Here is a 25175-nt window from a genome sequence, read left to right as displayed (position 1 = left end):
CCCCGGCACGGTGCCGGTGTCGATCCTGAAGATCTAGCCGGCGTTTGGGCCCTTTCAAGCCACGCGGCAAATGTACCACCACTGCATGTCGCGCGGCACTGGCAACTTTTAAGGATTAATGCCATGAGCCGAATCGCTCTGAGTTCTGTTGAGCGGGCGCAGCGAGAAGTGCTGCCGCTCGACCTCGCGCTTTACCATGCCGCTCGGGACTATCCTGGCGGTGCGGCAGCCATCGCCGCCACCACCGGCAGAAACGCCACCACGCTGCAGCACAAACTTTCCCCAACCCATCCGAGCCACACGGTGAACATTCAGGAGTTCGGCGAGATCCTGGAGTTGACCAAGGATCGCCGCATTCTGGATGCGGTGCATGCACTGGTGGGTGACACGACCTGGCAGGAGCTGGCCGAGGCGTACACCAACGACATGCCTGAAACGCTGACCACCGGCATTGCTGAGTACTTCCGGCAGGTGGCTGATTTGGCTGATACCTGGGCCAAGAGCATCGGCGATGGGGTGGTGACGGACGATGAACTCGCCGCGATTCGCCTGCAGGTGTTTCGTGGGATTCAAGGGCTGCTGGGGATGTTCAACCGCGCCACCTATGTTAACCAGACGACGCGGGGTGCTGACCGTGGCTGATATCGCTGATTTCGCTAATGACCTGGTGCAGGAGCGGATCGATCAGGCGCTGGCAGCCCGCAATGCCGCCAAGTCTATGTCGATAGTTCATTCGTTTTTGTTCTGCGAAGAGTGCGACGATCCGATTCCAGAAGGTCGCCGAGTCGCGTCACCGGGGTGCACGCAGTGCGTGCAGTGCCAGTCGATTGATGAACAGCGGGAGGCTCGCCATGCTCGATGAGGTATTGGGGCAGTTCGCAGACTACGGCCTTGAGCCTGAGCAGCCGCTGAGTTTCGGCAAGCTGACCCGCTGTAAAACGGCGCAGGACAAGGGCAAGGAAAAGAACGGTTGGTACATCGTTCATGAGCATCACACCGAGAAGGGCGAAACGCTGATTTTTGGCAGCTTCGGTGATTGGCGTTCGGGTGAGACACAAAAGATCAAAGTCAAAGCCGCGCGGATGTCACCGGAAGAGCGTGAGGTGATGCGTGCTCGGCAGGAGGACGCCAAGCGCCGAGCTGCCGAGATCGCTGCCAATGCGGCGCGCCGTGCGGCGAATCGGGCTGCTGCGCTGTTCAAGCGCATGCCAGAGAAGGGCCGAAGCGACTATCTGGATCGAAAGCAGATCGTGGGTTTCGGCGTTCGATATGCACCGCGCTCAGGCGCGTTTTTGGTGCCTATGTGCAACGTACGCGATCAGATTGTGGGCCTGCAGGTGGTGTTTCCAACCAAGCAGGAAGACACCGGCCGGGACAAGTCCTATTGGCCTTACGGCATGTCGAAGGAGGGGGCTTTCCACCTGATTGGGCCGCACCCGGAGCCGGGTGAGCCAGTGTTGGTATGTGAGGGCTACGCCACCGGCGCCAGCCTGCACATGGCGACCTCGCTGACTGTTGCGATCGCCTTCGATGCGGGCAATTTGCTGGTAGTGTGCAAGGCCATGCGCGAGCGCTTTCCTGGTTGCCCGCTGATTGTGTGCCGGGATGATGACTGGAAGACCAAACGGCCGAATGGCGAGCCATGGAACCCCGGTGAAGAGAAGGCGAACAATGCCGCACTGATCGTCGGTGGTCAGGTGGTCGCGCCGATCTTTTCCGGGGAGCGGGAAGACAAGTGGACCGACTTCAACGATCTGCATGTTGCCGAGGGTTTGGAAGCGGTGCGCCGCCAGGTGTTGGCGGTGGTCAAGCCACCGGCTGCCGGTGGTTGGAAGGATATGTTAGCCCGCAGTGAAAGCGGCGCCTTGATTGCGCATATGCAGAACGTCGAGCTGATCCTGGCCAATGACGAGCGCTGGGCTGGGGTGATCAGCTACAGCGCGTTCAGCTCGAAGATCGTGAAGCTGCGCGCTGCACCTTATGGCGGCGGCACGGGTGATTGGGCGGACATTGATGATGTGCGGGTGATGAAGTGGCTTGCGCAGCAGTACAACTTGCGGGTGAAAGCCTCGCATGTGATTGAGGCGGTGAGCGTCGTTGCGCATGACCATGCATTTCATCCGGTGCGCCAGTACTTGCGCAAGCTGGAGTGGGATCGGGTGCCACGTCTCGAAAGCTGGCTCACGGACGTCATGGGCGTGAAGGCTACTGATTACTCTTCGAAGGTCGGCAAGCGTTGGATGATGTCGGCCGTGGCCCGGGTGATGAAGCCAGGCTGCAAGGCCGACTCGGTGATGATTCTGGAAGGCGCTCAAGGCGCTGGTAAATCGACGGCGATGAGCATTCTCGGCGGCGAGTGGTTCATGGATACGCCATTTGCGCTGGGTGACAAGGATGGCTTTCAGGCGATCCGGGGCAAGTGGATTGTTGAGCTGGGGGAGCTGGATAGCTTCAACAAGGCTGAAAGCACCAAGGCTAAGCAGTTTTTCTCCGCGTCCACCGACACCTATCGCGAGAGCTATGGCCGCAGAACCATGGATGTGCCACGCCAGTGTGTATTTGTGGGTACGACCAACCAGGACGAGTACCTAAAGGATGCCACGGGAAACCGGCGTTATTGGCCTGTGGCCTGTACCAAGGTGGATCTGGAGTTGTTGCGCGAGATGCGCGATCAGCTGTGGGCCGAGGCGGTGTTCTGTTATGACGCGGGCGACCTCTGGTGGGTGACGCTGGATGAAGCGGCAATGTTTGGCGAGGAGCAGGACGAGCGTTTTGTGGTAGATGAGTGGGAAGGGCCAATTCTGACCTGGCTCGAAGAGTCGCAGATCGGCGAGACCACCACTGGCAGCGAAGTGCTGGCCAATGCGTTGAAGTTGGACTTCGGGCATTGGGGCAAGCCGGAGCAGATGCGGGTGGGGGCGATCATGCATCGGTTGGGGTGGCGTCGTGTGCGTTTGCCGGCGTTGGCTAAGAGTGGGCAGCGGCCCTGGGCTTACAAGAAACCGGCAGGGTGGGGTGGTGCATCGGCGTTGCAGCGAGAAGCGTTCGAGGAGCCTTGCTTTGATGATTAAGGAAATCGATTCGCTGCTTCGGTTGTGGGCGCAGGAGCTGCACTCGGAACATTCAAAAGGGGGGCTGGCTGGGGGAAACATGGTTGCCATGATGATGGAGAGCAATGGGCAACTGATCAGGGGGCGGCGTGCCTTCCGTGCGCCGCTGGAGAGTTCGTTGGACATTGAGCTGATCGTGAGCAAGCACTTGGCACCGGAGCTGGTGACGGTAGTGCGGGAGCATTACTGCACGCTCGATGTGGATATGCGCTTGCGGTATGCCCACTGCGGTTGTGGCCGCGACACGTACTACCAGCGTTTGCATGATGCGCATCTGCAGATCTACTGGGTGCTGATGGGGAAGGCTGCGTGACCCCAGGCATCGCTCCGGTTGTGGTTGTCCCACTGGCCCGTCTTGTCTCGCTGCGTTTTGACGCAGTGGGACAGGTGCGGGCCTTGTCGTTGTTGGGTTGTCCCACCGTCCCGCCTAGAAGTGCCTCCCGCCCGTGTGAGCGTAGCGGGCGAGCATTACGCGCTTACGCGCGAACGCGTGTTCTTTAAATTTCTTCCTTTACACGAGAAAGTAGAAAGATAAGTAGGACAGTGGGGCGAAGCCCCGAATTTAGGCGCTCTCAGGCGTCCCACTTCGATTCCGAAAAGTGGGACGTATGGGACACCACCGAAACAACAGAATGCCGTAGTGGTGTATTCGCCGACATTCGCTAGGCGTTCACCCTGTGTTACCCACTTATTCACTGGGTGGCATTAAAACAGGGTTGCTGCCACCGGAATCGACCTGTAAAAAGTAGTCATCTTCGATAGGTGCGACCGCAGAGAGCGGCAGGCACCACACCACCAAACCCGGCCATTGCGTCGGGTTTTTGCGTTTATAGGGAAGGCGATGACGAATGAGCAACAGGCGTTGGTAGATATGCCGGTTTGGATGGTGATTGTCCTGTCGCTGGTCGGCGGCGTGTCCGGCGAGATGTGGCGGGCAGACAAGGCTGGTGTGCGAGGTTGGCCGCTGGTGCGGCGGTTGGCACTTCGGTCTGGTGCCTGCGTTGCGTGTGGGCTGTCAACGATGATGCTGTTGCATGCCGCCGGGGTTTCAATTGTGGCGGCAGGGGGCATCGGATGTTTGACGGCCATGGCCGGCGCCGATGTTGCCATCGGGTTGTACGAACGCTGGGCGGCGAAGCGGTTGGGGATCTCCGATCTGCCTCCGGGCAGCGGCGGGTCGGCCTGAAATCGCCGGGGACCCTGGGGGTATTCGGTGGGTACGGGGTCGGAAACCCGCGGGAAAGTGTTAGCGGCAGGGTTGCCAGCTTACTGAAATTCAATCCATTGAAATTGAAAGGTTTGCATTGAAAAGCCGTTGAAAAGGAGGGCTTATGACAGAACCAATGTACCTGTCAAAGAGCGCCTTCGCGGCTCGCATTGGCAGGGCGCCCAGTTACATCACCTGGTTGAAAAACAACAACCGACTGGTGCTCACCGCCGATGGTAAGCAGGTAGATGTCACGGCCAGCGAAGTATTGATTCGCGAGACCGCTGACCCGAGCAAAACCGCTGTTGCGGATCGGCACCACCAAGATCGGCTTCAGCGTGACGTGTACAGCCAACTGTCCAGCCAAGTCGAACCGACTTCAACGGCTGCGCCGCCGCCAGTAATTGCCCCTACCGGGCAGTTGCCAGACTTCCAGAAAGCCCGCGCCCTACGCGAACACAACCTGGCACAGCTCGCCGAGATCGAGTTGCACAAGGCCAAGGGCTCGCTGGTGTTCGCGTCGGCGGTGCAGACGGGCGCTTATAGCGCTGGGCGCATGCTGCGTGATCAACTGCTGGGCATGCCTCCGCAGCTGGCGCCTGAATTGGCTTCCATGACGGACCCTTGGGAAATCGAAAAACACCTGACGGCGGCGATCCGTCGCTCGCTGGAAGATGCCGAGCGCATGTCCTCCGCAGACCTTGAACACGCACTGACCATGAGTTGACCTTATGACTTCGGACATTCCTGATGGTGCAGAGGTGTACCGTGAGGCGTATTTCCGTGGGCTGCGGCCCGACCCGGATGTCTGGATCGATCAGTGGGCCGATGAGTACATGCGCATTCCGCGTGACACCGGCGCTGCTGAGCCCGGCCAGTACCGCACTTCACGTACACCGTACGCCCGCGAGCCCATGCGCTGCCTGTCGCCGGCTCACCCCTGCAAGCGAGTGATCACCATGGTCGCGTCGCAGCTAATGAAAACCCAGATTGGTCTCAACTGGATCGGTGGCCTGATGCACATGGCGCCGTCGAACATCCTGGCGCTCTTGCCCAGTTTGGGCCTGGCCAAACGGGTGTCGTCGCGGATCGGCAAAACCATCAAGGCGACGCCGGTGTTGCGTGAGCGTGTCGCGGCCAGCCGCTCGCGGGATTCGCGCAACACCATGGACACCAAGGAGTTCGAGGGCGGCACCCTGTATGTCACCACCGCCGGCTCAGCGGCCAACTTGTCGGAGCTGTCTGCGCGCTACATCTACGGCGACGAGATCGACCGCTGGGAGGTGGATATCGGCGAGGAGGGCGACCCCATTGAGCTGGCGGAAACGAGGGGCAGTACCTTCGGCCGAAACGCGAAGTTCTACTTCTCCAGCTCGCCGACGATCAAGGGCGCTTCGCGAATCTCCGATTTGTTCGAGGGCAGCGATCAGCGTCACTACTACGTGCCGTGCCCGTATTGTGGTCACATGCAGACGCTTGAGTGGGAAAACCTCCTCTACTCGGCCGACTTCAGCGTAGTGCATTACAAGTGCGCGGCGTCCGGGATGGACTGTGACGTGCTGATCGATGAATACCACAAGGGTGAAATGCTCGCCAAAGGCGAGTGGCGCGCCCATGCCGAGGGTGACGGCGAGACGGTGGGCTTTCACCTCAACGCACTGTATTCACCTCTCGGCTGGATGGACTGGAGGTCGCTGGCCAAGCAGTTCGAGAAAGCGAAAAAGGCCCAAGCCAAAGGCGATCTTGAACCCATGCAAGTGTTTTACAACACCCGCTTGGCGAAGGTTTGGGACGCGGCTCAAGAGCAGACCAAGGCCAATGTGCTGCGAGCCCGGGCGCGCTTGGAACTATTCGGACTGGGGTCGATGCCGGCGGCTGTGTTGATGATCACCGGTGCCGTCGACGTTCAGGCCAATCGCCTGGAATTCATGGCCATGGGCTGGGGCGTCGGCATGGAGCGCTGGGTCATCGACTACCAGATCGTTTCAGGCGACCCCGCCGATGAACGCACCTGGGCCGCGCTGGACGAATTGCTCAAAGCCAAGTATCGCCATCCGTGCGGTGTTGGCCTCGGCATTCTTGCGGTGGCGGTTGACTCCGGTGGCCACCACACCGACGAGGTTTACCAGTTCTGCCGCGTCCGCCGTTGGCGTAACGTGTTCGCCATCAAGGGCGCGAGCAAGCCCGGCAAGCCGGTCATCGCCCAGCGCCCATCCATGGTCGATGTCACCTGGAAAGGCCAGACCGAGCGTAACGGCGCCGAGCTGTGGTTCGTCGGTACCGACACCGCGAAGGACTGGATTTACAACCGTTATCCGTTCGAAGCCGGCCCGGGCGCGCTGCACTTTGCCAATGACCTGCCCGATGATTTTTTCGATCAGTGTGTCGCCGAGCGTAAGGTCGCGCGCTACATCCGTGGTCACAAGCGTATCGAATGGGTCAAGGGCAAGGCCGAACGCAACGAAGCGCTCGACCTGATGGTGTACTGCCTGGCCATGGCCCATTACCTGGGTCTTAATCGCTACAAGGAGCACGACTGGGAGCGGGTGCGCCAGTCGCTGGCGCAGTCAGGTCTGTTCGACGAAGGCATCAAGCCAGTGCAAGGCGAGCGCGTCAGTAATGCCGAGCAAAACGCACCCGCTGTTGTACCGCAACCAGCTCCGCAGCCACTTGGTCCTGTCGTGCAATCGCGACCCGTAGCACCACCTCAACGCCGCAGCTCCAGTAGCGGTTACCTGAAGAGACGCTGATATGTCATTTACCCAGAAGCACCTCGACGCAGTTGAGGCGGCCATCGCTCGCGGTGAGAAAACCGTGCGCTACACCGACCGTACCGTGGAGTACCGTTCGGTCGATGAGCTGCTGAAAGCTCGTGACGAGATCCGCACCTCGCTGGTGAACTCAGCCGGACCGCGCTCCCGCGTCGTTCGGCTTTGCCACGGAGGCAAAGGACTCTAATGGCTCGCTATCCGACGCTGACCCGTAACGGATTCGTGTTGCCGTCGAACATCAAAGCCAGTTACGAAGGCGCCGGTGAGGGCCGCCGATCCGCTGGCTGGGATGCGCCCGACAACGGTATCAACAGCATAAACACCCCAGCGCTGCGCAACCTGCGCTCGCGCTCACGGGCTGCGGTTCGCAATGACCCGTATGCCTACAACGTGATCGACAAGCGTGTCAGTAACCTGATCGGAACAGGGATCACACCTCGACCGAAAACCGATGACGAGACCCTGCGCAAATTGCTGCAGGAACTGTGGGATGACTGGGTCGATGAATCGGATGCGGATGAACGTACCGACTTCAACGGCCAGCAGGCACTGATCGCTCGTACGGTCGAAACCTCGGGTGAATGCTTTGTCCGCTTGCGGCCGCGCAGCCTGGATGAAGGTTTAGCGGTGCCATTGCAGATTCAGGCGCTGGCACCGGAGTTCGTACCGCACGACAAATTCGAGACGACCAAAGCCGGCAACATCATCCGCGCAGGAATCGAGTTCACGCCGGGCGGCAAGCGCGTGGCGTACTGGATGTACCTGTCGCACCCGCGTGATGCCTCGTCGCTGAACGCCGGTTACAACCAACTGGTGCGGGTGCCTGCGTCGCAGGTGCTGCACATCTTTGAGCCGGTCGAACCGGGCCAGCTGCGCGGCGTACCGCGTTTGTCGCCGGTGTTGAAACGCCTGCGCAGTCTCGACAACTACGACGACGCGGTGCTGTTCCGCCAGGAAGTGGCCAACCTATTTGCCGGGTTTATCAGCCGGCCAGCCCCGGACTCCGGCCCCGTGCCGAGAGACCCGGTTACCGGTCAGCCGCTGAGCCTGGATGGCGATGGCTTCACGCCGATGGTCGCCTTGGAGCCCGGCACCATGCAGGAGTTGGGACCGGGTGAAGAGGTTGAGTTTTCCAAACCACCGGACGCCGGCAACAACTATCCGGACTTCATGCGGCAGCAACTAATGGCCGCTGCCGCCGGTACCGGAACGCCCTACGAAATCCTCACCGGCGATATGCGTGAGGTCAACGACCGGGCGTTGCGGGTAGTGCTCAACGAGTTCCGGCGCCGGTTGGAGCAACTGCAATTCAGCGTGTATGTGCATCAACTTTGCCGCCCCGTTCGGGCAGCCTGGATGGACATGGCCGTTCTGTCGGGTGCCCTGGTGCTGGAGGACTACGCCCAGCGTCGCCGCGAATACCTGCGTACCCGCTGGGTGCCGCAAGGCTGGGCTTACATCCAGCCGGTGCAAGACGTGCAGGCGCGGCGCATGGAAGTGCAGGCCGGCTTCGCCTCGCGTAGCGAGATGGTCCTGCGTACCGGTTACGACGCCGAAACGGTCGACGCCGAAAACGCGGCCGACCTGGCCAGGGCCACAAATCTTGGTCTCAATTACAACACCCTTGAAGCCGTCGAGCCGCTCGACGACAAGGAGCAACCATGAGCAAAAAAGCGCGACCGCGCATTTACAACCGGGCGGGCCAGCGTGTGCCGGTGCAAGACAAGACCTGGTATGCCCTTCAGGCCAGCGGCGACGCCGCCGAGCGAGTGATCGAAGTGTTCGTCTATGGCGAGATCGGCGGCTGGGGCATTACCGCCAATCAGTTTGTGCAGGACCTGCGCGCCATGGACGATGGCGCCTCGCCGGTGATCGCGGCCTTCAATAGCATCGGTGGTGATTTGTTCGACGGACTGGCCATGCACAATGCGTTGTCGCGTTTGGGAGAGCGTTGTACCGGTCGGATCGATGCGCTGGCGGCCAGTGCAGCCAGCGTGGCCGTGTGTGGTGCGCACCGAGTGGTGATCGCCTCGAACGCCATGTTGATGATTCACAACCCCTGGACTTACGCGGCCGGGGATGCTGAAGACTTCCGCAAAGTGGCCGACGTTCTCGATCAGACGATGGAAGCCATCATAGCGGCCTACAAGGCCAAGGCACCTGACATCGATGAGGTCGAGTTGCGACGCTTGGTCGCGAACGAAACATGGTTGACCGCCAGTGAAGCGGTGGCCTTGGGGCTAGCTGATGAAGTCGGCGACGGCGTCAAGGTCAAGGCCTGTCTCGGCCAAGGGGCCGTGTTGCAGCGGTACCAGCATGTACCGGCGGAATTGCTCGCGCAGCTTGATGAACCAGCGGAGACAGAGTCGGATTTGGAGCCTGACGATCCGCCGCTGACACCGACCGTAGTCGACTCGGCAAAGCTAGCCCTGATGATTACCCAGCGCTGCGCTGAGGCGGGGATCAGCAACCTTGTCGATTCGCTACTCAGCTCCACCAAGCTCGAAAACGAAGAGGTCGTTCAAGCCGAGCTGGCCCGTGCCACGGCCGTGAATGACTTGTGTGTGGCTGCACGCTTGCCGGAGTTCAGCGCCGAGTTTGTTGCGGCAGGGCTGGACGTCGCAGCTGTTCGAGCGCGCCTGTTCGACAAGATCGTCACCAGCGGCAAGGGCTTCGAAATCGACAACAGCTTGCCGCTGGACGATGACCCTGCGCCAAAGGTGCAGGCCAAACAAATCGATCAACCATCCATCTGGTCTGCCCGCCAAGCCGCGCAGGCCGGTAAATCCCGATCTGCGACAGGAGCAAGACGATGACCATTCAACGCGAACCCATGCATGCAGGCGAATTTCTCCTGTCTGAAGGGGCGGGCACCATTTCCCGCGAAGCCATCAACGTTGCCGCCGGCCCAGCACTGGAGCCGGGGCAGATCCTGGGATTGGTTACCGCAACCGCTGAGTTTGCCCCTTACGACCCGACCGCCGAAGACGGCACCGAAAACGCCATCGCCATTCTCTTCGGTCCCTTGGGCGAGTCGGATGTTGTCCGTCGCGGTCGCGCCGTGGTGCGTCTGGCGGAAGTCAGTGAAGCCCACCTCACCGGCCTCGATCCTGCGGCTGAAAAAGCACTGGCTACTCATTCGCTGATCGTTCGCTAAGACGACCACCCTGATTCCCCAGCCCGCCCAGTGCGGGTTTTTTGTTTTCTGGAGAAAGCTACATGGCTGACATTGAAATCTTTAACGATGACGCGTTTTCGGTCTCTTCGCTGACCGCCGCCATCAACGAACAGGAATACCTCCCGGGCCGCATCAGCAGCCTCGGCCTGTTCCAGGAAGAGGGCATCAACACCCTGACCGTGCAGATCGAAAAAGACGGCGACACCCTGGCCCTGGTACCAGCGGGTGAGCGTGGCACATCCGGCCTGGTGGTCAGCGGCACAAAGCGCAATCTGATCCCGTTCAACACCGTGCACCTGCCGCAACGCTTCGCCATCAAGGCCGACGAGATCCAGGGCATTCGTGCCTTCGGCACCCGTTCTGAATTGCAGGCCGTGCAGGACGTGGTCAACAAGCGCCTGGCCAAAGCGCGCCGGCAGCTGGATGCCACGCACGAATTTCAGCGCATGGGCGCGCTCAATGGCCAGATCCTTGATGCGGACGGCACCACCGTCTTGCTCGACATCTACAAAACCTTTGGCGTGACCCGCAAGAAAATGTCCATGGGGCTGAACAGTCCGGACACCGAACTTCGCGTCAAGTGTGGTGATGCGCTGGACCTGCAGGAGGAGGCCCTGGGCAGTATCACCAGCACCGGCTCGCGGGCACTGTGCGGTAAGAATTTCTGGAACAAGCTGCTGGTCCACAAGTCGGTTAAAGAAACCTACCTCAACAGTCAGCAGGCGGCGGCATTGCGCGGCGATGCCCGCGAAAGTTTCGAATTCGGCGGCATCGTCTGGGAGCGCTATCGCGGCAAGATCGCTGGCGTGACCTTCATCCACGACGACAAGGCGCTGCTGATTCCCGAAGGCGTGCCGGACTTGTACATCTCGGTGTTCGCGCCGGCCGACTACATGGAAACGGTCAACACCGAAGGTGTGCCGTACTACAGCAAAATCGAGCCGATGCCGTTCAACAAGGGCATGGCCGGTGAAGCGCAGTCGAACCCGCTGCACCTGTGCACTCGACCGCTCGCGCAGATCCTGCTGGAACTCTGACCATGAGCTTTCGTGATCTGATTGCCGATGTCGATGCCGTGGTGTTCGAAACCCTGGGCGACAGCGCGCGGATCGAAGGCCGTGACGAACCGGTGCTCGGTATGTTCGCCGCGCCCTGGCTACAGCCGAAGTTCGGCAAGCTCAACACGGGCCTGCGTGAACCGCGATTCGAGATCCGTGTCAGCGACTCAGCGGGCCTGCAACAGGGCATGTTGGTCAGTATCGACTTGCCCGCGCTGGACGGTGGCGGCGACTACGACCTGCTGCAGCTGGAGCCGAGCGGCGACGGTCTGGTCGCCTTGATCTTGAGGATGCGCGCATGAGTGTCGGTAGTCACTTCAAGGCCTCGGCTGGCGGCGGGATGATCTCGATTCAGTCTTCGTCGTCGGATCTGCAAGCGTTCCAGGAGCTGGCCAAGGTGGTGCCCAAAGCGGCGGCCGCCGCGCACTGTCGAGCGATCAACAAGACGTTGGGTTGGTTGCGCACGCACATTGCCCGGGCGGTCAGTCGACAAGAACGCATCGCCGTCGCGGCGGTGCGTCAGCGATTACGCAGCTATCCGGTCACCGGTGGGGCCATGAGCGGCAAGCTGTGGTTTGGTTTGAACGCCATCGAGTCCAGCCGGATCGGCCGAGCGCGCCAGACTGGCAGCGGTGTATCAGTGGCCGGACGCCGTTACCAGGGCGCGTTCCTCAAGCAGGTCTACGGCAACAAGCCCGACATTTGGATTCGCACGGCGAGCAAACACTTCAGTTCGGACGACTACCCCGACAGCACCGTCAGGGCGCGGGGCGGCGCCAGTTCGGGCTGGATTGCGGAGAACGACAGTCGCTTTCCGCTGGCCAAGGCCAAGGTCTCCCTGGAGCAGGCGCGACCGCACTTCGACAGCTGGGTGCGCAAGGCCGATGAGCGCTTGTTGGAGATCTTGCAGCAGGAGCTCAACTTTGAACTGCAAAAGTACCTGAAGGGGAAATGACGTGTCGGAAGAGCCATTTGGTTTGGATCAACTCTACCGGGCTATCGAGCAGCACCTAGTTACGGAATTGCCGGGTGTTCGAGCAGTAACTGCCTGGCCGAAAATCGAAGATCGCGTGGCGCTGCCGGCGGTGTTTCTGGAGATGGCCGAGTTCGAACCCGGTACCGACATCGGCACGGGAGAAACTACGCTGGTGTGCAAGTTCGAAGCGCGCATCGTCGTCGACCCGATCCAGCGACATCACCATCAGCAAGCCGTGCAACTGGCTACTCAATTAGCGTTGATCCTTCGGGCGCAAACCTGGGGGCTGGAAGTCGAGCCGGCAGTGTTCATTCAAGCCGGACAGGACTGGACTCGGCCGGAACTGGATGGCTACACCGTCTGGCTGGTGGAATGGAGTCAGCAGATCTACCTCGGCCCGCAGCAGTGGCCGTGGCCCGATGAGCCGCCTGGCTCACTGTGGCTCGGTTTCAACAACGACACCAAAGAGCAGTTCTTTCCTGCGGATGACGTGCCATGAGTTACGCCCTGGCCGAGCATGACCGCATGATTGCCGCCATGTTGATGCCGTGTGTCGTGGTCGGCGTGGATTTGGCAGCGGCCGCCGTTCGGGTGCAGTCGGGTGACTGGGTCAGCGCCTGGGTGCGTTGGCACAGTCTGGCGGCGGGCAAGGCCCGGCACTGGCGGGCGCCGAGCCTGAACGAGCAGGGGGTGTTGTTCAACCCCAGTGGCCAGGCCGGCATGGGCACCTTTATCCCTGGGCTGTATGGCGATGCTGGCGCGCAACCGGATAACCGCGATCATGTTGAAGTCTGGCGTTTCGAGGATGGTGGTTCGCTGGTGTACGACTGGGAAGCCAAGAGCTACAGCATCACGCTGCCCACCGGAACTGTGAACGTTAAAGTCGGCGGTACCGAAGCCGTGGTCACCGACAGCGCGGTCAATGTGACCTCCGAGAATATCAACCTGAAAGGTGTCGTTGCCATCGACGGTCCGCTGCACGTCACGCAGAACATCACCAGTGACGGGGCAATCCTCGACGTCGGTGGTAACAGCAACCACCACACGCATTAATTTCAACCGTTGAAAGCCCGCCCAGTGCGGGCTTTTTCATGCCTGGAGAAAACACATGGCCAAGCCCACTGAGACGCCTGCCACTGATGAACACACGGTCATCGAACCGACGCCGGAGTTCTCGACCTTCCGTGACACGGTTTACACCTCGCGTGTCCTGATCGTTCCCGAAACCGGCCGTACGTTGACCGTGGCCCAAGGGCAGGTGCAGGTAAAAACCGCTGATGTCGAAGCCATTACCTTTCTGAAATCCCACCCGGACCTACAGTCGCTCAAGGAGTGATGTCGATGATCGGAATGGACCGCCACACCGGCCAACCCATTTCCGGCGTCGAACACCTGCGCCAGTCCATTGCGGACATTCTGGCCACGCCGCTGGGCAGTCGCCGCTATCGGCCTGAGTACGGCAGCACGCTCCGGCGCTTTGTCGATCTGCCGGTGAACGAAGGCTGGAAGAGCGCGGTGCAAGCCGAGGTCGCCCGAGCATTGGGACGCTGGGAGCCGCGTTTGCGCTTGGAGCGTGTGCGGGTGCTGTCCGTGCTGAATGGGGCCATCAACATTCAGGTGAGCGGTGAATACCTCGGTGAAGGTGTGTTGCTGGAGGTGAGTGCATGAGTGTCGTCAACCTGTCGGCATTGCCGGCGCCGGACGTGCTGGAGTCGCTGGATTTTGAAGACCTCTATCAGGAGGTCCTGGCCGACTTTCGTTTGCAGATGGGCGATAACTGGACGGCGGTGCTGGAGTCTGACCCGGTCGTCAAGCTGCTGGAGGTTGCGGCCTATCAGAAGCTGATGAGCCGGGCGCGGATCAATGACGCGGCAAAGGCCAGTCTGTTGGCCTATGCACGCGGCACGGATCTGGACAATCGCGCAGCTGATTATGGGGTCGAGCGGCTGACGATCACCGAGGCCGACCCTGATGCGGTGCCGCCCATCGCGGCGGTAATGGAAAAAGACGACGCGCTGCGTTACCGCACTCAGCTATCCCTTGAGGGCCTGTCGGTGGCCGGCAGTCGTGGCGCGTATGAGTTTCACGCGCTGATCGCCTCGGCCAACGTCGCGAGCGTGTCGGTCGACTCGCCGACCTTCAAGGCGGCGGAAATTAGCCAGGCTGTGCGCGATCAGTTGCCGGCCGGGGCCATCGTGGTGGTCTGTGACTATTCGGCCGGCCTAGTCAATCCGCTGCCGGGCGACGTGTCGCTGGCCGTGCTGCCGGCGCCCGATAGCACGGTGGAGCCGGTCGCCCTGGTGGCCACCGTGCAAGCGGCGCTATCGGCCGAGGACGTGCGCCCGATCACCGATCGGCCGCGCAGTCAGCTCGGCCAGCCGAGCAATTTTAGCGTCGATGCCAATTTGGAGGTTCTAGACGGCCCGTCGAAGGAGGTCGTTCTGGCGGCGGCCAATACGGCGCTGGTGGCAGCGATCAAGGCGGCCCGGCAGTTAGAGGGGGAAATGTCGCTGTCGGCGATCTATGCCGCTTTGCACGTCTCCGGCGTGCGCCGGGTGGTGCTGAAACAGCCCACGGCCGACGTGATCTGTGACAAGCGGCATTACCCCAGCTGCACCTCGATCAAGGTCACAGGGACGGTCGTTCAATGAGCCGGTTATTACCGCTGAACAGCACGCCCCTGGAGTGTGCGCTGGCCACGGCCTGTGACCTGGGCATTGACCCGGAAATCATCCGGGGCGTGGCCGACTCTGCCCGCTGTCCGGTGGACTTCTTGCCCTGGTTGGCCTGGGCCATGTCGGTCGAAGGCTGGGAGGCCGCCGACACCGAAGAACAGCAACGCGCGCTTATTCGCGAGTCGATCCCGGTTCACAAGCGCAAAGGCACCGTCGGTGCGGTGCGCCGGGTGCTGAAGGCGGTCGGGGTGCGTGCCGAGTTCAAGGAGTGGACGCAAATCCCCGGGGCGGTGCCGTACACCTTTGAGTTGATTGCCTGGGCCAACGACAACCGGGGCGGTGAGGGGTCGATTCTGTCCCCGCAACTGTTCCAGCGTCTGCGCGCCCTGGTCGACGCGACGAAGAACGAGCGCAGTCACTACGCGCTCAAGGTCGGCGCGCGGTTTGACGGTGGCTTTCGCCTGGGCAATGCCAGCCAAACGCGGCAATTGGAGCGCCGCACGCTGGACGCGCAAGGCGTGCCGATGGACACCGCCGAGCAAGCCCTGGGGCTGACCAACGCGGCCAGCGTTCGCTGTGTCCTTCATCAAAGCGCCGATCTGATGGGCGTTCCCGTTCAAGTAGAGCAGGGCTTTGCGGTCGCTAATGCGGCCCGCGCCCGTGTTGTCGTTCGCGCCACTATGGAGGCCGTTCTCATATGAGTACCCCGTTACAACCCCTGATCACCAAGGTCGGGCTGGCCGCCATCTGGCGCGCGGACAAGACCGGCCTGGCGGCCGAAATCACTCACATTGTGGTGGGCACTAGTGGCTATACCCCGACCAACACACAAACCGCCCTGCGCACTCAGGTAGCGAAATACGCCATTTCTGATGGCCAGCAACTGAGCGAAACCCTGCTGCACGTCACGGCGGTGGCCGACGACGGTAAAGCCTATTGGGTGCGTGAGGTCGGCTTTCTGCTGTCCGACGGCACCTTGCTAGCGGTCTGGTCACACCCCACCGAGGCCCTGACTTACAAGTCGGCTACGGCCGAGTTGCTGCTGGCTTATGACCTGTCGCTGACCGCGTTGCCGGCCAATAGCGTGACCATCACTTCAACCGGTGCGGGGTTGAACTTGACGCTTTCGGCCGAGCTGGCCGCGCTGGCGTCGGCGAGCATCGCCGAAATGCTGCGCGGGGTGAAGCAGCAGGACGCGTTCGACAGTCAGGACAAGCTTAACCAGCAACAAGGCCAGCAAATCCTCAACCTGATGGATCGCATGCGGACTGTCGAGCAACGTCAAGATTTGGATCACGACGGCCTGTTGACTGCCATCGCGGCCAACGCCACTGGGTTAATCACGCTGCAAAACCTTTTCTCTAAAACCACCCTTGGAGTTTGAGCCGTATGAGTCTCGAATCGCAGATTGCCGACTTGGTGTCGGCCACCAATACCTTGATCACCACCTTCAACACCAAAAAAACCAGCATTGATGCCGCTGTCGCGGCGGCGATTGCTGCGATTCCGGTCGGTCTGAAAAACTACTACATCAACCCGTTGACGGGTGATGATACGGCGGTAGGCAGTGCTGCGGCGCCGTTAAAAACGCTTGATAAAGCGCTGAGCACTACGCCTGTAGGTGGTGTTTGCGTGGCCTACCTGCAAACTGATTATGTGATGAATAACAGTCTGAACGTCGACGGCCGGTTCCTTCACATCCGTTCCGACGTGTCGGGCGTGAAGCGAAAAATCACCCACAACTACTATGCGACCTCCGACGGTAGCGCGACTTATCTGGCGGGCTTTGTCCAGTACAACGGCGCGCAAATTATGGTCAGCGACCTGACGTTTGTTTTGCCTTCGCCGGCCGGATTAAACCCGGTTCCGAGCGGCTTTGTTAACGCGTTGTTCAAAACAAACTCCAGCGCGGGCACGGTTATGTGTGCGGTCAAGATGACCGGTTGCGAGGTTATCGCCCCGGCGGATTATCTCGGCTTTATCGTGGGCTCTCCCAACTGCGCAATTGCCTTTGAAGTGCTTAACGTGCAGTTCCCGGCTGGGTTTGGCGGCCGGTATATCACCAACGTTGCGGCGGGAACTAGCTCGGCAACGCTATCCAACCTTTTGACCAACCTGTCGACCCTGTGAGGCCAACATGCAAACCACCAATCTTTCCGTAACTTATGGCGACAAGGCTTTTGTTGGTTGGAACTTCGTCGACCTGCCTTTGGGGGCCGCGCTTCTGGCAGCGGCTCAGCAGATCGACGTCGCGGCTGATCTGGCGCGCCGCGTAGTCCTGGGTGACTCGCTGCGAGCGGTTGAGTATCAGTTGACCGCTCAGGAGGCCGAGGCTTTCGCTGCGGCGGGATACACCGGAGACATGCCGCCCTCGGTGCAGGCCTGGGCCGATGCGGCCGAGCTCGAGCCGAAGGCGGCCACTGACAGCATCATTGCCGAGGCCGATGCCTGGAAAACGGCGCTGTATGCGATCCGTGCGGCTCGCCTGAAGGGCAAACAACGGGCGCTCAAGGCCACCAGTCACGACGCCGCCGAGGCGCTGGCTGACACCGCAATCGCTGCCATTCGCGACAGCATTGCCGGGGTTGGCAACGCTGGCTAAACCCTGATTCAAACGCCTTGAGCGCCCCGACTGTCGGGGCGTTTTTGTTTGTGCAAATGACCGCGCCGGGCGCGGTCTTTTGCTTTCTGGAGAATGCTTCATGAGTGGATTTTTTCACGGCGTTACGACGACGTTGGTCGACACCGGTGCGCGGACCATTGCCTTGCCGTCGTCGTCGATCATTGGTCTGTGCGATACCTTTACCCCGGGAATCCTCGGCGGCGGCACTGCCAAAGCGGGTGACCTGGTATTGCTCACCTCCGAGCGCGAAGCCATTGCCGCGTTCGGTGCTGACTCGGCCATTACCCGGGCGGCCCAAGCGATCTATGTCCGCGCCAAGGCGGTGATCGTCGCGGTCGGCGTGCCCAAACTCGAAGATGCAGCGCTGCAAACCTCGGCCATCATTGGCGGTGTCTTGGCCTCGGGTCAGCGCACCGGCCTGCAGGCCTTGCTCGACGGCAAGAGTAAGCACAACGCTCAACCCAAACTCTTGATCGCCCCTAAACATTCGGCGACGCAAGCGGTGGCCACGGCCATGGATGCACTGGCCGGCAAGCTACGCGCCATGGCCATCGTCGACGGTCCGAACACCACCGACGAGGCGGTCATGGCTTACGCCGAAAACTTCGGCAGCAAGCGGGTGTACCTGGTCGATCCGGGTGTCCAGTACTGGGACACGGTGCTCAGTGCCACGGTCGATGCGCCGGGCTCGGCTTGGGTCGCGGGACTCTTTGCCTGGACCGATGCGAACTACGGTTACTGGGCCTCGCCGTCGAACAAGGAGTTTGTCGGCATCACCGGCACCACGCGCCCGATCGAGTACCTGGACGGCGATGAGACCTGCCGGGCCAACCTGCTCAACGGCGCGAACATCGCCACGATTATCCGTGATGGCGGGTATCGCCTGTGGGGCAACCGCACCTGCTCCAGCGATGCGAAATGGGCGTTCGTTACCCGCGTGCGCACCTGCGACATTCTCATGGATGCGATCCAGGCAGGGCACAAGTGGGCGGTCGACCGCTCGATCACCAAGACCTACGTCAAAGAAGTGACCGAAGGCCTGGATGCGTTCATGCGCGATCAGAAGAACGCCGGGGCGATCATTAATTTTGAAGTGTTTCCGGACACCGAACTCAACACTGCCAGCCAGATTGAGCAGGGCAAGGTGTATTGGCGCATTCGCTTCACTGACGTGCCGCCGGCAGAAAACCCGAACTTCCTGATCGAAGTCACCAACCAGTGGCTGACCGAAGTCCTCGACGCTTAAGGAGCACGCCAGATGATTCCTCAAACTTTGTACAACACCAACCTGTTCGTCGACGGGGTCAACTTTGCCGGCGACGTACCGAGCCTGACCCTGCCCAAGCTCACGATCAAAACCGACGAGTACCGGGGAGGTGGCATGGCCGGTGCCATCGAGATGGACCAGGGCCTGGAAAAAATGGAGGCGTCCTTTGTCACCAAGGGCGTGCGTCGCGAATCGCTCAAGCACTTCGGGCTGGCAGATGGATCGGCGTTCAACGCGTCGTTCCGTGGCGCCTTTCGCGGGCACAAGGGCACCGTCACGGCTGTGGTGGCGACCTTGCGCGGTCTGCTCAAAGAAGTCGATTTGGGCGACTGGAAAGCCGGTGATCCAGCGGAAATCAAACACGCCATCGCGCCGGTCTACTACAAACTCGAAATCGACGGTCGGGTGATGTACGAAATCGACATGATCGCCGGGGTCCAGGTGATCGATGGCAAAGACCAGCTCGCCGAAGTGCGCTCCGCGCTTGGCCTCTAGGGGATTAGATCCGCATGACCATGCAAACTGTGAAAAAACTGCCGGACTGGCTGTCGATCAACACCGACAGCGCCGTCGTGACCCTGTCGCGTCCGAGTGAGGTCAACGGCGTGAAGGTGGATTCCTTGGTGCTGCGAGCGCCGCTGGTGCGTGAGGTCCGCGCCGCAGATCGGGCGGCGGGTGACGATGACGAGCAGCGCGAACTGTTGCTGTTCGCCAGCCTGGCCGAGGCGGGCATCAAGGATCTGGAAGGCCTGAAGGTGGTGGACTACCGCCGTCTGCAGACAGCCTATTCGCACCTGGTGCCGCACACGGATTATTCGAAATCACTCCCGGCGTGGTTGTCGATCACTGCTGAAAATGCGCTGGTCAGTCTCTCGCGTCCCAGCGAAATCAACGGCGTGCAGGTCGACAAACTGACCCTGCGCTCGCCGACAGTGCGCGAAGTACGGGCCGCGGATCGTGCAGCGAGTGGCGACGACGAGCAGCGCGAACTGGTGTTGTTCGCGGACCTGGCCGGCGCCGCCATCGCCGATCTGGAGGGCCTGAAGGTGGTGGACTACAACCGCTTGCAGGCCGGCTATTTTCGCCTGGAGCAAGACGACGGGGTTTGATCCGGGGGTAATGAAGATGGTGGCGAAACGTCTCGCGGCGGACACCGGGTTTTCCGCTGCAGAGATTCAATCGATGCCGTTTTCCGAGATGGTGTGGTGGCTCACGGATTGAGCTACTTCCGGTAATGCTCTGCACAGGGGAGCCATGACATGGCGAACAAACTCTCCCTCGGTTTGGTGATCGGTGGTGCCGTCAGTCCAACGGTCGGCGCCGCGTTCAATGAGGTGACAGGGCGCATCAAGCGCCTGGAAGCGGAAGGTAACAAGGCGCGCGTGCTGCAGCGCACGATTGGCGACACCATTCGCCTGCGCGATGAATGGAAAAAGGCCCACGACAGCGGCGCCGCTGGCGCGTCGAAGTTGCTGGGTCGCTTGAACTCCAACCTCGACAGCCTGAAAAAACAGGGCGTCGAAGTCGGTCGGCTGGACAAGGCGTACCGATCCCTCGGCCAGGCTGCGAACAAGGCCGAGTTCAAGGCCAAGGGTTACCAGCAGATTGATGCCGGCAAGGCAGGGATGAAGAGCACGGTCGGTCAGGCCGTGGCTGGTGTGGCGACGGTGGGTATTGCGACCAAGGTCAGTGCCGACTTCGGGGCCATCGTCCGCGACATTGCGATCAAGGCCGGCATTGCCAATGATCCGAAAGAAAAACAGATGGCGCAGACGATCATCGAGACGTCGCGTGACACCGGCATGGCGCGCAATGACGTTGCTGACGTGGTCAACCAGTTGGTGGGTGCCGGCATGGACCTGGCTAAGGCGCTGGAGTATGCGCCGGTCGCGGCCAAGTTTGCCGTGGGCCAGGGTTCGAGTGGTGCCGACACGGCGAAGATGATCAATGCCCTCGGGCAGAACGCCATGATTACCGACGCCAAACAGATGCAGCAGGCGCTGGAGGCCATCGCCTTTCAGGGCCAGGCCGGCAGTTTTGAAGCGGTCGACATGGCGCGTTGGTTCCCCGAGCTGCTGTCGAACATGGGCAATTTGAACATCACCGGCATGGACGCGGTGACGCAGCTGGGCGCCATGCTCCAGGTGCAGATGAAGACGGCCGGCGGCGCCGATGAGGCGGCGAACAACCTGAAAAACTGGATGGGCAAGATCGGCTCAACCGACACGGTGGAGGCCTACAAGAAGGCCGGTATCGATTACAAAGGCTCGATGCAGACCGGTTTGCAGAACGGACTATCGACCCTGGAATCGAGCATGGCCTTGGCGCAGAAATACATCCAGGCCACCGACCCGAAACGCGCTGCGCAGATGGCCGAAGCCACGGCGAAGATCAGCCAGGAGGCGGATCCAGAAAAGGCTAAGGCGATGATGGCGTCGCTCGAAGAGGCCCTGCGTACCGGCGACCTGTTCGCCGACATGCAGGTCAAGGCGGCGCTCTCGGCGTACCTGCAGAACAAGGCGTTGTACAGCCAACTGAAAAACGATTCGCGCGAAGCGTCGGGCATCCTCGATAAAAACCTCGCCGAGCGGCGTGAAGCCTCCTCACAGAAGTGGGCGGAGATGGCGCAGTCGATGGATGACGCCCTGCGCAGTGTCGGCGATGCCCTTCGGCCGGTGACCGATACCGTGGCCGAGGGGTTGACCAAAGTCACCAAAGGCATCACCGCGCTGTCGGACAGCTCGCCCGGAGTCGTCACCGGCATCGCGGCGGTCGGCGGTGGCTTCCTGGCACTGAAGACACTGTTCAGTTCGTACAAGATCGGCAAGGGGTTGTTCAACCTGGCGCGCGGGACACTGGGCAACGGCAAGTCCGACGAGGTGCAGAAAGTCTTCATCACCAATTCTTTGGGAGGTGATCGTGTCGTTCCGGGGGCAGAGCTCAAGGGCAAGGCGGGTAAGGCCTTATCTTTGGTCGAGACTGGGCTGAAGGCGTTGGCAGCGGTCAAGGGCGCGTCTGAAGGAGGCGAGGCGGCTGACGGGCAGGAGGGCAAGAAAGCCGGTGGTTTTGACTTGGTGTCGACCGGTCTCAAGGTGGTGTCGCTGGCCAAAGAAGCCGCTGGTGATGGCGATGTTCAAGCCGGTCTAGAAGACGGAGTCGTCAGGAAGGTGTTTGTGGTCAACGCTGCCGCCATGGGCGGCGGAGGTGGACCTGTCGAGCGTCGGCGCCGTGGTCGTGGGACCGCCCGTAATTCCTCTCGGCGGCGTCGTTCTGCCGTGCCGCCACGCCCGGGAGACCCGTCACGTCCGCCGGTTCCCGCGCCAAGGCCGGCTGTTCCAGCGCCGCGTCCAGCCGCATCCGTATCTGCAACCGGCGGCGTGTTGGCCAAGCTGGGGGTGGTGGCGGAAACGGTGGGGAAGGTCGGCAAGCTGGGCAAAGTCATCCCGGGCGGCGCGCTCATAGACGCCGGCGGCATGGTCTTCGAAACCTACCAGAACGCCAAGACCCAGGATGAAAAGGCCGAAGGTTACGGCGAGGCGGCGGGTTCGCTGGCGGGCACCATGGCCGGTGCCGCCGCCGGGGCGGCCATCGGTTCGGTGGTCCCTATCATCGGTACCGCCATTGGCGGAATGGTTGGCGCGTATCTGGGCAGCCTGGGCGGCACTGCCTTGGGCGGTGTCGCGGGCAAGTCATGGTTCGGCAGCGCAGAGCAAAAGCCAGCAACTGCGGTAACGCCTTTGCTGATGGCGCCTCGGCCGGGGCCGGTGGTGCCAAGTCTGGCCAGTATGGGACGTTCCTTCAGCGGGGCGAACGCACCTGGTGCATTACTGATGGCAGGTCCCACCGCACCACCCAGCCCAGCCTTGGGTGATGTCGCGCGCGCGTTGGCGGCGCCGACTCCGACCAAGCCCGCGCCGGTGGTCATTCAGCCGAAAGAGCCTGGGAAACCAGCACCGACCAAGGTGGATCAGCAGTTTAAGTACTCCTTGAACATGCCGGTCACCGTGCAAGGCGATGTCAAAGATCCGCAACGACTGGCGCAGGACTTGATGCCGCACATGCAGCGGATGATGGCCGATGCCGCGAAACAGAGTGCGTCCAACCAACTGTTCGATGAACCCCACTTGTAAGGAGCACCCATGGCCTACATGGAACAGCTACAGGCCGGCCTGAAGTACCTGGTTGAAGCGGGGGAGACTGGGCGTCGCAGTGCGGATGGCATGCTCGGCCCGGTCAACGGGGCGATCCGCGAAATCACCGGCGCGGCGTCCGAGCTGGAAAACATCCCGTTCGTGGGGCCAGCGATGGGTGCCAAGCTGCAGCGGGTGATGCGTGGTATCGATGCGGCACAGGCCAAGGTCGGCCAGGTGGTGGCTATCTACGGCCGGGCCACCCGTGCCGCCGCCGAGGTGCAGGAACGCATGGGGACGCTAAAGGAACAGGCGGGCAAGGCATCGACGGCGATCAATTCGATCGCCGGCAAGGTCAGTCCGTCCCTGGCCAACATCGTGCCGACCAGCGCGTTTGCCATCGATGGCACTCCGGCACCGGAGGCCGTGAAGCCGTTCCCGCACCTGCTGATCCTGCAGCCGCAGGATCCGAAGGCCCAACCGTACTACTTCAACCTGGACACGGCGGCCTTCGACGAGCTCACGCGCTCGACCGAGTTTCGCTGGGCCTCGCAAGAACGCCTGTCGCGTCGGCCGGCGCAGCAAGCGGTCGGCATCGGCGAAGAAAAAATAAGCCTGAAAGGCACGATCTATCCCGGCTTCAAGGGCGGACTCAAGCAGCTCGACGCCTTGCGCAGCATGGGCGCGCAACTGAAGCCGTTAACCCTGACCACGGGCTATGGCGATGTCATGGGCACCTGGTGCCTGAAGACCATCACGGAAGAGCAGGGCGCGCTGATGCACGGCGGGATTCCGCGTAAACAAGGGTTCACTCTGGAGTTTGTGCGCTATGGCGACGACATGCAGAACGTCTGACGGGGATCTGCTGGACACCATCTGCCATAACTACTATGGCCACTTGAGCGGCACCGTTGAGGCGGTGCTGAACGCCAATCAAGGGTTGGCCGATGAGGAGCAGCCCTATCGGGCGGGTGTGGTGATCGCGCTACCCGATCTGGCGACGCCCGCACAGGAACAGGTCACGCTGTGGGATTAATGGTCTACACTCGAGCCGCTTGATTACTCAAGCTCCTTACTTTCTTACCCGCCTTGTGCGGGTTTTTTTTTGAGCAAAATCCATGACGCCTATTTTTCGCATCGTTGCCAATGGCGCCGATATCACGGCGTTGATCAATGATCGGCTGATTCAGCTGCGCACCCTGGACAAGCCCGGAATGGAATCCGACGAGTTCGAATTGCGGATCGATGACCGCGATGGTCAGGTAACCCTGCCGTCGCGCGGCAGTGCCATCGAGGTCTATCTCGGTTACGCCGAAACATCGTTGGCCCGCATGGGGCGCTACATGGTGGACGAGATCGAAGTCTCCGGACCACCAGATACGCTGGTGATCAAGGGCAAGGCCAGTGACATGCGCGGCACCGGCAAGACCATCCGCAGCGGCAGTTGGGAGAACGTGCCGCTGTCGACCATCGTGACCAACATCGCGGCACGCAACAGCTGGCAACCGATGTGCCCGGTGGACACCAAGGTGGTCCGGGCCGACCAGCTCAGCGAGTCCGATTTTAACTTCCTCACTCGCCTGGCTAAGCAGTACGACTGCACGGCCAAGGTGGCCGACGGCAAGCTGTTGGTGATGCCACGCCAAGGCGGGCAGAGCGCAAGCGGCAAGGCCTTCGGCGCAATCACCCTGACGCGCCGCGACGTCAGTCGTTGGCAGTTTCGTTTGGGGGATCGCAGTGCGCACAAGGCCGTGGCGACCAAACATCAGGACAAAAAGAACGGGAAGCTGGTCGTGGTCTCCCTGGACAACGACGACGTGCCCGATGGCCTGCCGGCGGTGCACACCGACCGCCATATCTATCCCAATAAAACTGCCGCCGAGGCAGCGGCCAAGGCCCGCTTGGCCGCGTTCAATCGCTCCGGTGCCGGGGTGCGCCTGGAAATGCCCGGGCGCACCGACATCTTTGCCGAGCGCTCGATCAATGCCCAAGGCTTCAAGGATGGGCTCGATGGTGAGTACCTGACCGATTCGGTCGAACAGGTTTACACCCAGTCTGGCTGGTCGACCACCGTCGAGTGCAACGGCGGCAAGCAGGGCAAAGCGAAGGCCAAGGGCAAGAAGAAAAAACAACCGAAGGACCTGAAGGTGGTTCAGCTGAATCAATAAGCCGCGCCCGCC

The 25175-nt window shown here is 61.3% G+C and carries 30 protein-coding genes; all 30 read left to right on the top strand.

All coding sequences use genetic code 11. The annotated features are described in order from the left end of the window. Window positions 1-123 precede the first annotated feature (123 nt). The 30 genes from F7R06_RS06465 to F7R06_RS06320 all read left to right on the top strand — a co-directional run bounded on the left by F7R06_RS06465 (window position 124) and on the right by F7R06_RS06320 (window position 25163). Window positions 124-642, top strand: coding sequence for a phage regulatory CII family protein (locus F7R06_RS06465; protein ID WP_065940031.1), 519 nt, complete (start codon window positions 124-126; stop codon window positions 640-642). Next, complete coding sequence (locus F7R06_RS06460) at window positions 635-862, top strand: TraR/DksA family transcriptional regulator (protein WP_090327292.1); 228 nt, start codon at window positions 635-637, stop codon at window positions 860-862. Before F7R06_RS06465 ends, F7R06_RS06460 begins: the two co-directional genes overlap by 8 nt. Further along, the gene (locus F7R06_RS06455; RefSeq protein WP_090321260.1) at window positions 852-3071 is read left to right on the top strand and encodes a VapE domain-containing protein; all 2220 of its coding nucleotides are present in this window, start codon (window positions 852-854) and stop codon (window positions 3069-3071) included. The genes F7R06_RS06460 and F7R06_RS06455 overlap by 11 nt, the downstream gene beginning before the upstream one ends. Then, window positions 3064-3423 carry a PA0613 family protein gene (locus F7R06_RS06450; RefSeq protein ID WP_065940029.1) on the top strand — a complete coding sequence of 120 codons (360 nt, stop codon included), beginning with the start codon at window positions 3064-3066 and terminating at the stop codon, window positions 3421-3423. The genes F7R06_RS06455 and F7R06_RS06450 overlap by 8 nt, the downstream gene beginning before the upstream one ends. 528 nt (window positions 3424-3951) lie before the next feature. After that, window positions 3952-4296 carry a phage holin family protein gene (locus tag F7R06_RS06445; RefSeq protein ID WP_090321263.1) on the top strand — a complete coding sequence of 115 codons (345 nt, stop codon included), beginning with the start codon at window positions 3952-3954 and terminating at the stop codon, window positions 4294-4296. A gap of 145 nt (window positions 4297-4441) precedes the next feature. Continuing rightward, window positions 4442-5044: a terminase small subunit gene (locus F7R06_RS06440; RefSeq protein ID WP_090321266.1), complete on the top strand. Its 603-nt coding sequence runs from the start codon at window positions 4442-4444 to the stop codon at window positions 5042-5044. A 4-nt stretch (window positions 5045-5048) separates the two neighbouring features. Next, a complete protein-coding gene (locus tag F7R06_RS06435; RefSeq protein WP_090321269.1) occupies window positions 5049-7067 on the top strand; it encodes a phage terminase large subunit family protein in 2019 nt (672 codons plus the stop codon). 1 nt (window position 7068) lies between these two features. Next, window positions 7069-7275: a phage head-tail joining protein gene (locus tag F7R06_RS06430; RefSeq protein ID WP_008048905.1), complete on the top strand. Its 207-nt coding sequence runs from the start codon at window positions 7069-7071 to the stop codon at window positions 7273-7275. Next, complete coding sequence (locus tag F7R06_RS06425; RefSeq protein WP_090321272.1) at window positions 7275-8753, top strand: phage portal protein; 1479 nt, start codon at window positions 7275-7277, stop codon at window positions 8751-8753. Before F7R06_RS06430 ends, F7R06_RS06425 begins: the two co-directional genes overlap by 1 nt. Next, a complete protein-coding gene (locus F7R06_RS06420) occupies window positions 8750-9904 on the top strand; it encodes a head maturation protease, ClpP-related (RefSeq protein ID WP_090321276.1) in 1155 nt (384 codons plus the stop codon). The genes F7R06_RS06425 and F7R06_RS06420 overlap by 4 nt, the downstream gene beginning before the upstream one ends. Further along, a complete protein-coding gene (locus tag F7R06_RS06415) occupies window positions 9901-10245 on the top strand; it encodes a head decoration protein (protein ID WP_090321279.1) in 345 nt (114 codons plus the stop codon). Before F7R06_RS06420 ends, F7R06_RS06415 begins: the two co-directional genes overlap by 4 nt. Window positions 10246-10307: 62 nt before the next feature. Next, complete coding sequence (locus tag F7R06_RS06410; RefSeq protein ID WP_090321283.1) at window positions 10308-11303, top strand: major capsid protein; 996 nt, start codon at window positions 10308-10310, stop codon at window positions 11301-11303. Between the two features lie 2 nt (window positions 11304-11305). Then, entirely contained in the window at window positions 11306-11626 is a 321-nt protein-coding gene (locus F7R06_RS06405; RefSeq protein ID WP_090321286.1) for a head-tail joining protein, read from the top strand. After that, window positions 11623-12279: a hypothetical protein gene (locus tag F7R06_RS06400; RefSeq protein ID WP_090321290.1), complete on the top strand. Its 657-nt coding sequence runs from the start codon at window positions 11623-11625 to the stop codon at window positions 12277-12279. Before F7R06_RS06405 ends, F7R06_RS06400 begins: the two co-directional genes overlap by 4 nt. 1 nt (window position 12280) lies before the next feature. Next, complete coding sequence (locus F7R06_RS06395; RefSeq protein WP_090321293.1) at window positions 12281-12799, top strand: hypothetical protein; 519 nt, start codon at window positions 12281-12283, stop codon at window positions 12797-12799. Then, window positions 12796-13353, top strand: coding sequence for a phage baseplate assembly protein V (locus F7R06_RS06390; RefSeq protein ID WP_090321296.1), 558 nt, complete (start codon window positions 12796-12798; stop codon window positions 13351-13353). The genes F7R06_RS06395 and F7R06_RS06390 overlap by 4 nt, the downstream gene beginning before the upstream one ends. Window positions 13354-13408: 55 nt before the next feature. Then, window positions 13409-13636 carry a hypothetical protein gene (locus tag F7R06_RS06385; protein WP_174552475.1) on the top strand — a complete coding sequence of 76 codons (228 nt, stop codon included), beginning with the start codon at window positions 13409-13411 and terminating at the stop codon, window positions 13634-13636. A 5-nt stretch (window positions 13637-13641) separates the two neighbouring features. After that, the gene (locus tag F7R06_RS06380; protein ID WP_090321300.1) at window positions 13642-13968 is read left to right on the top strand and encodes a GPW/gp25 family protein; all 327 of its coding nucleotides are present in this window, start codon (window positions 13642-13644) and stop codon (window positions 13966-13968) included. After that, window positions 13965-14951, top strand: a complete 987-nt coding sequence (locus tag F7R06_RS06375; RefSeq protein ID WP_090321303.1) for a baseplate assembly protein — start codon at window positions 13965-13967, stop codon at window positions 14949-14951. The genes F7R06_RS06380 and F7R06_RS06375 overlap by 4 nt, the downstream gene beginning before the upstream one ends. Beyond that, window positions 14948-15676: a phage tail protein I gene (locus tag F7R06_RS06370; protein WP_090321306.1), complete on the top strand. Its 729-nt coding sequence runs from the start codon at window positions 14948-14950 to the stop codon at window positions 15674-15676. Before F7R06_RS06375 ends, F7R06_RS06370 begins: the two co-directional genes overlap by 4 nt. Beyond that, the gene (locus F7R06_RS06365) at window positions 15673-16359 is read left to right on the top strand and encodes a phage tail-collar fiber domain-containing protein (protein WP_090321309.1); all 687 of its coding nucleotides are present in this window, start codon (window positions 15673-15675) and stop codon (window positions 16357-16359) included. Before F7R06_RS06370 ends, F7R06_RS06365 begins: the two co-directional genes overlap by 4 nt. Window positions 16360-16364: 5 nt before the next feature. After that, window positions 16365-17105, top strand: coding sequence for a hypothetical protein (locus tag F7R06_RS06360; RefSeq protein WP_090321312.1), 741 nt, complete (start codon window positions 16365-16367; stop codon window positions 17103-17105). A gap of 7 nt (window positions 17106-17112) precedes the next feature. Beyond that, the gene (locus tag F7R06_RS06355; protein ID WP_090321315.1) at window positions 17113-17577 is read left to right on the top strand and encodes a hypothetical protein; all 465 of its coding nucleotides are present in this window, start codon (window positions 17113-17115) and stop codon (window positions 17575-17577) included. A gap of 100 nt (window positions 17578-17677) precedes the next feature. After that, a complete protein-coding gene (locus F7R06_RS06350) occupies window positions 17678-18844 on the top strand; it encodes a phage tail sheath subtilisin-like domain-containing protein (protein ID WP_090321318.1) in 1167 nt (388 codons plus the stop codon). Window positions 18845-18856: 12 nt separating this feature from the next. Continuing rightward, on the top strand, window positions 18857-19360 hold the full coding sequence (locus F7R06_RS06345) for a phage major tail tube protein (RefSeq protein WP_090321321.1): 504 nt from the start codon (window positions 18857-18859) through the stop codon (window positions 19358-19360). Between the two features lie 14 nt (window positions 19361-19374). After that, window positions 19375-19974, top strand: a complete 600-nt coding sequence (locus F7R06_RS31365) for a phage tail assembly protein (protein ID WP_090321324.1) — start codon at window positions 19375-19377, stop codon at window positions 19972-19974. 150 nt (window positions 19975-20124) lie between these two features. After that, window positions 20125-22995, top strand: a complete 2871-nt coding sequence (locus F7R06_RS06335) for a phage tail tape measure protein (protein ID WP_090321327.1) — start codon at window positions 20125-20127, stop codon at window positions 22993-22995. Window positions 22996-23004: 9 nt separating this feature from the next. Further along, on the top strand, window positions 23005-23850 hold the full coding sequence (locus tag F7R06_RS06330; RefSeq protein ID WP_090321330.1) for a phage tail protein: 846 nt from the start codon (window positions 23005-23007) through the stop codon (window positions 23848-23850). After that, window positions 23825-24031 carry a tail protein X gene (locus tag F7R06_RS06325; protein ID WP_090321333.1) on the top strand — a complete coding sequence of 69 codons (207 nt, stop codon included), beginning with the start codon at window positions 23825-23827 and terminating at the stop codon, window positions 24029-24031. The genes F7R06_RS06330 and F7R06_RS06325 overlap by 26 nt, the downstream gene beginning before the upstream one ends. 82 nt (window positions 24032-24113) lie before the next feature. Beyond that, window positions 24114-25163, top strand: a complete 1050-nt coding sequence (locus tag F7R06_RS06320) for a phage late control D family protein (protein WP_090321336.1) — start codon at window positions 24114-24116, stop codon at window positions 25161-25163. Window positions 25164-25175: the final 12 nt, after the last annotated feature.

The sequence above is a fragment of the Pseudomonas moorei genome (assembly GCF_008801475.1).
Lineage (GTDB): Bacteria > Pseudomonadota > Gammaproteobacteria > Pseudomonadales > Pseudomonadaceae > Aquipseudomonas > Aquipseudomonas moorei.
Note: the sequence above shows the minus strand (reverse complement) of the source record. Positions and strands in the feature narration are given on the sequence as shown.

What these genes read in the sequence shown, in the direction of transcription:
- F7R06_RS06465 (WP_065940031.1), top strand. Translation starts at nt 124, where the DNA reads ATGAGCCGAATCGCTCTGAGTTCTGTTGAGCGGGCGCAGCGAGAAGTG.
- F7R06_RS06455 (WP_090321260.1), top strand. Translation starts at nt 852, where the DNA reads ATGCTCGATGAGGTATTGGGGCAGTTCGCAGACTACGGCCTTGAGCCT.
- F7R06_RS06450 (WP_065940029.1), top strand. Translation starts at nt 3,064, where the DNA reads ATGATTAAGGAAATCGATTCGCTGCTTCGGTTGTGGGCGCAGGAGCTG.
- F7R06_RS06445 (WP_090321263.1), top strand. Translation starts at nt 3,952, where the DNA reads ATGACGAATGAGCAACAGGCGTTGGTAGATATGCCGGTTTGGATGGTG.
- F7R06_RS06440 (WP_090321266.1), top strand. Translation starts at nt 4,442, where the DNA reads ATGACAGAACCAATGTACCTGTCAAAGAGCGCCTTCGCGGCTCGCATT.
- F7R06_RS06435 (WP_090321269.1), top strand. Translation starts at nt 5,049, where the DNA reads ATGACTTCGGACATTCCTGATGGTGCAGAGGTGTACCGTGAGGCGTAT.
- F7R06_RS06430 (WP_008048905.1), top strand. Translation starts at nt 7,069, where the DNA reads ATGTCATTTACCCAGAAGCACCTCGACGCAGTTGAGGCGGCCATCGCT.
- F7R06_RS06425 (WP_090321272.1), top strand. Translation starts at nt 7,275, where the DNA reads ATGGCTCGCTATCCGACGCTGACCCGTAACGGATTCGTGTTGCCGTCG.
- F7R06_RS06420 (WP_090321276.1), top strand. Translation starts at nt 8,750, where the DNA reads ATGAGCAAAAAAGCGCGACCGCGCATTTACAACCGGGCGGGCCAGCGT.
- F7R06_RS06415 (WP_090321279.1), top strand. Translation starts at nt 9,901, where the DNA reads ATGACCATTCAACGCGAACCCATGCATGCAGGCGAATTTCTCCTGTCT.
- F7R06_RS06410 (WP_090321283.1), top strand. Translation starts at nt 10,308, where the DNA reads ATGGCTGACATTGAAATCTTTAACGATGACGCGTTTTCGGTCTCTTCG.
- F7R06_RS06405 (WP_090321286.1), top strand. Translation starts at nt 11,306, where the DNA reads ATGAGCTTTCGTGATCTGATTGCCGATGTCGATGCCGTGGTGTTCGAA.
- F7R06_RS06400 (WP_090321290.1), top strand. Translation starts at nt 11,623, where the DNA reads ATGAGTGTCGGTAGTCACTTCAAGGCCTCGGCTGGCGGCGGGATGATC.
- F7R06_RS06390 (WP_090321296.1), top strand. Translation starts at nt 12,796, where the DNA reads ATGAGTTACGCCCTGGCCGAGCATGACCGCATGATTGCCGCCATGTTG.
- F7R06_RS06385 (WP_174552475.1), top strand. Translation starts at nt 13,409, where the DNA reads ATGGCCAAGCCCACTGAGACGCCTGCCACTGATGAACACACGGTCATC.
- F7R06_RS06380 (WP_090321300.1), top strand. Translation starts at nt 13,642, where the DNA reads ATGATCGGAATGGACCGCCACACCGGCCAACCCATTTCCGGCGTCGAA.
- F7R06_RS06375 (WP_090321303.1), top strand. Translation starts at nt 13,965, where the DNA reads ATGAGTGTCGTCAACCTGTCGGCATTGCCGGCGCCGGACGTGCTGGAG.
- F7R06_RS06370 (WP_090321306.1), top strand. Translation starts at nt 14,948, where the DNA reads ATGAGCCGGTTATTACCGCTGAACAGCACGCCCCTGGAGTGTGCGCTG.
- F7R06_RS06365 (WP_090321309.1), top strand. Translation starts at nt 15,673, where the DNA reads ATGAGTACCCCGTTACAACCCCTGATCACCAAGGTCGGGCTGGCCGCC.
- F7R06_RS06360 (WP_090321312.1), top strand. Translation starts at nt 16,365, where the DNA reads ATGAGTCTCGAATCGCAGATTGCCGACTTGGTGTCGGCCACCAATACC.
- F7R06_RS06355 (WP_090321315.1), top strand. Translation starts at nt 17,113, where the DNA reads ATGCAAACCACCAATCTTTCCGTAACTTATGGCGACAAGGCTTTTGTT.
- F7R06_RS06350 (WP_090321318.1), top strand. Translation starts at nt 17,678, where the DNA reads ATGAGTGGATTTTTTCACGGCGTTACGACGACGTTGGTCGACACCGGT.
- F7R06_RS06345 (WP_090321321.1), top strand. Translation starts at nt 18,857, where the DNA reads ATGATTCCTCAAACTTTGTACAACACCAACCTGTTCGTCGACGGGGTC.
- F7R06_RS31365 (WP_090321324.1), top strand. Translation starts at nt 19,375, where the DNA reads ATGACCATGCAAACTGTGAAAAAACTGCCGGACTGGCTGTCGATCAAC.
- F7R06_RS06335 (WP_090321327.1), top strand. Translation starts at nt 20,125, where the DNA reads ATGGCGAACAAACTCTCCCTCGGTTTGGTGATCGGTGGTGCCGTCAGT.
- F7R06_RS06330 (WP_090321330.1), top strand. Translation starts at nt 23,005, where the DNA reads ATGGCCTACATGGAACAGCTACAGGCCGGCCTGAAGTACCTGGTTGAA.
- F7R06_RS06325 (WP_090321333.1), top strand. Translation starts at nt 23,825, where the DNA reads ATGGCGACGACATGCAGAACGTCTGACGGGGATCTGCTGGACACCATC.
- F7R06_RS06320 (WP_090321336.1), top strand. Translation starts at nt 24,114, where the DNA reads ATGACGCCTATTTTTCGCATCGTTGCCAATGGCGCCGATATCACGGCG.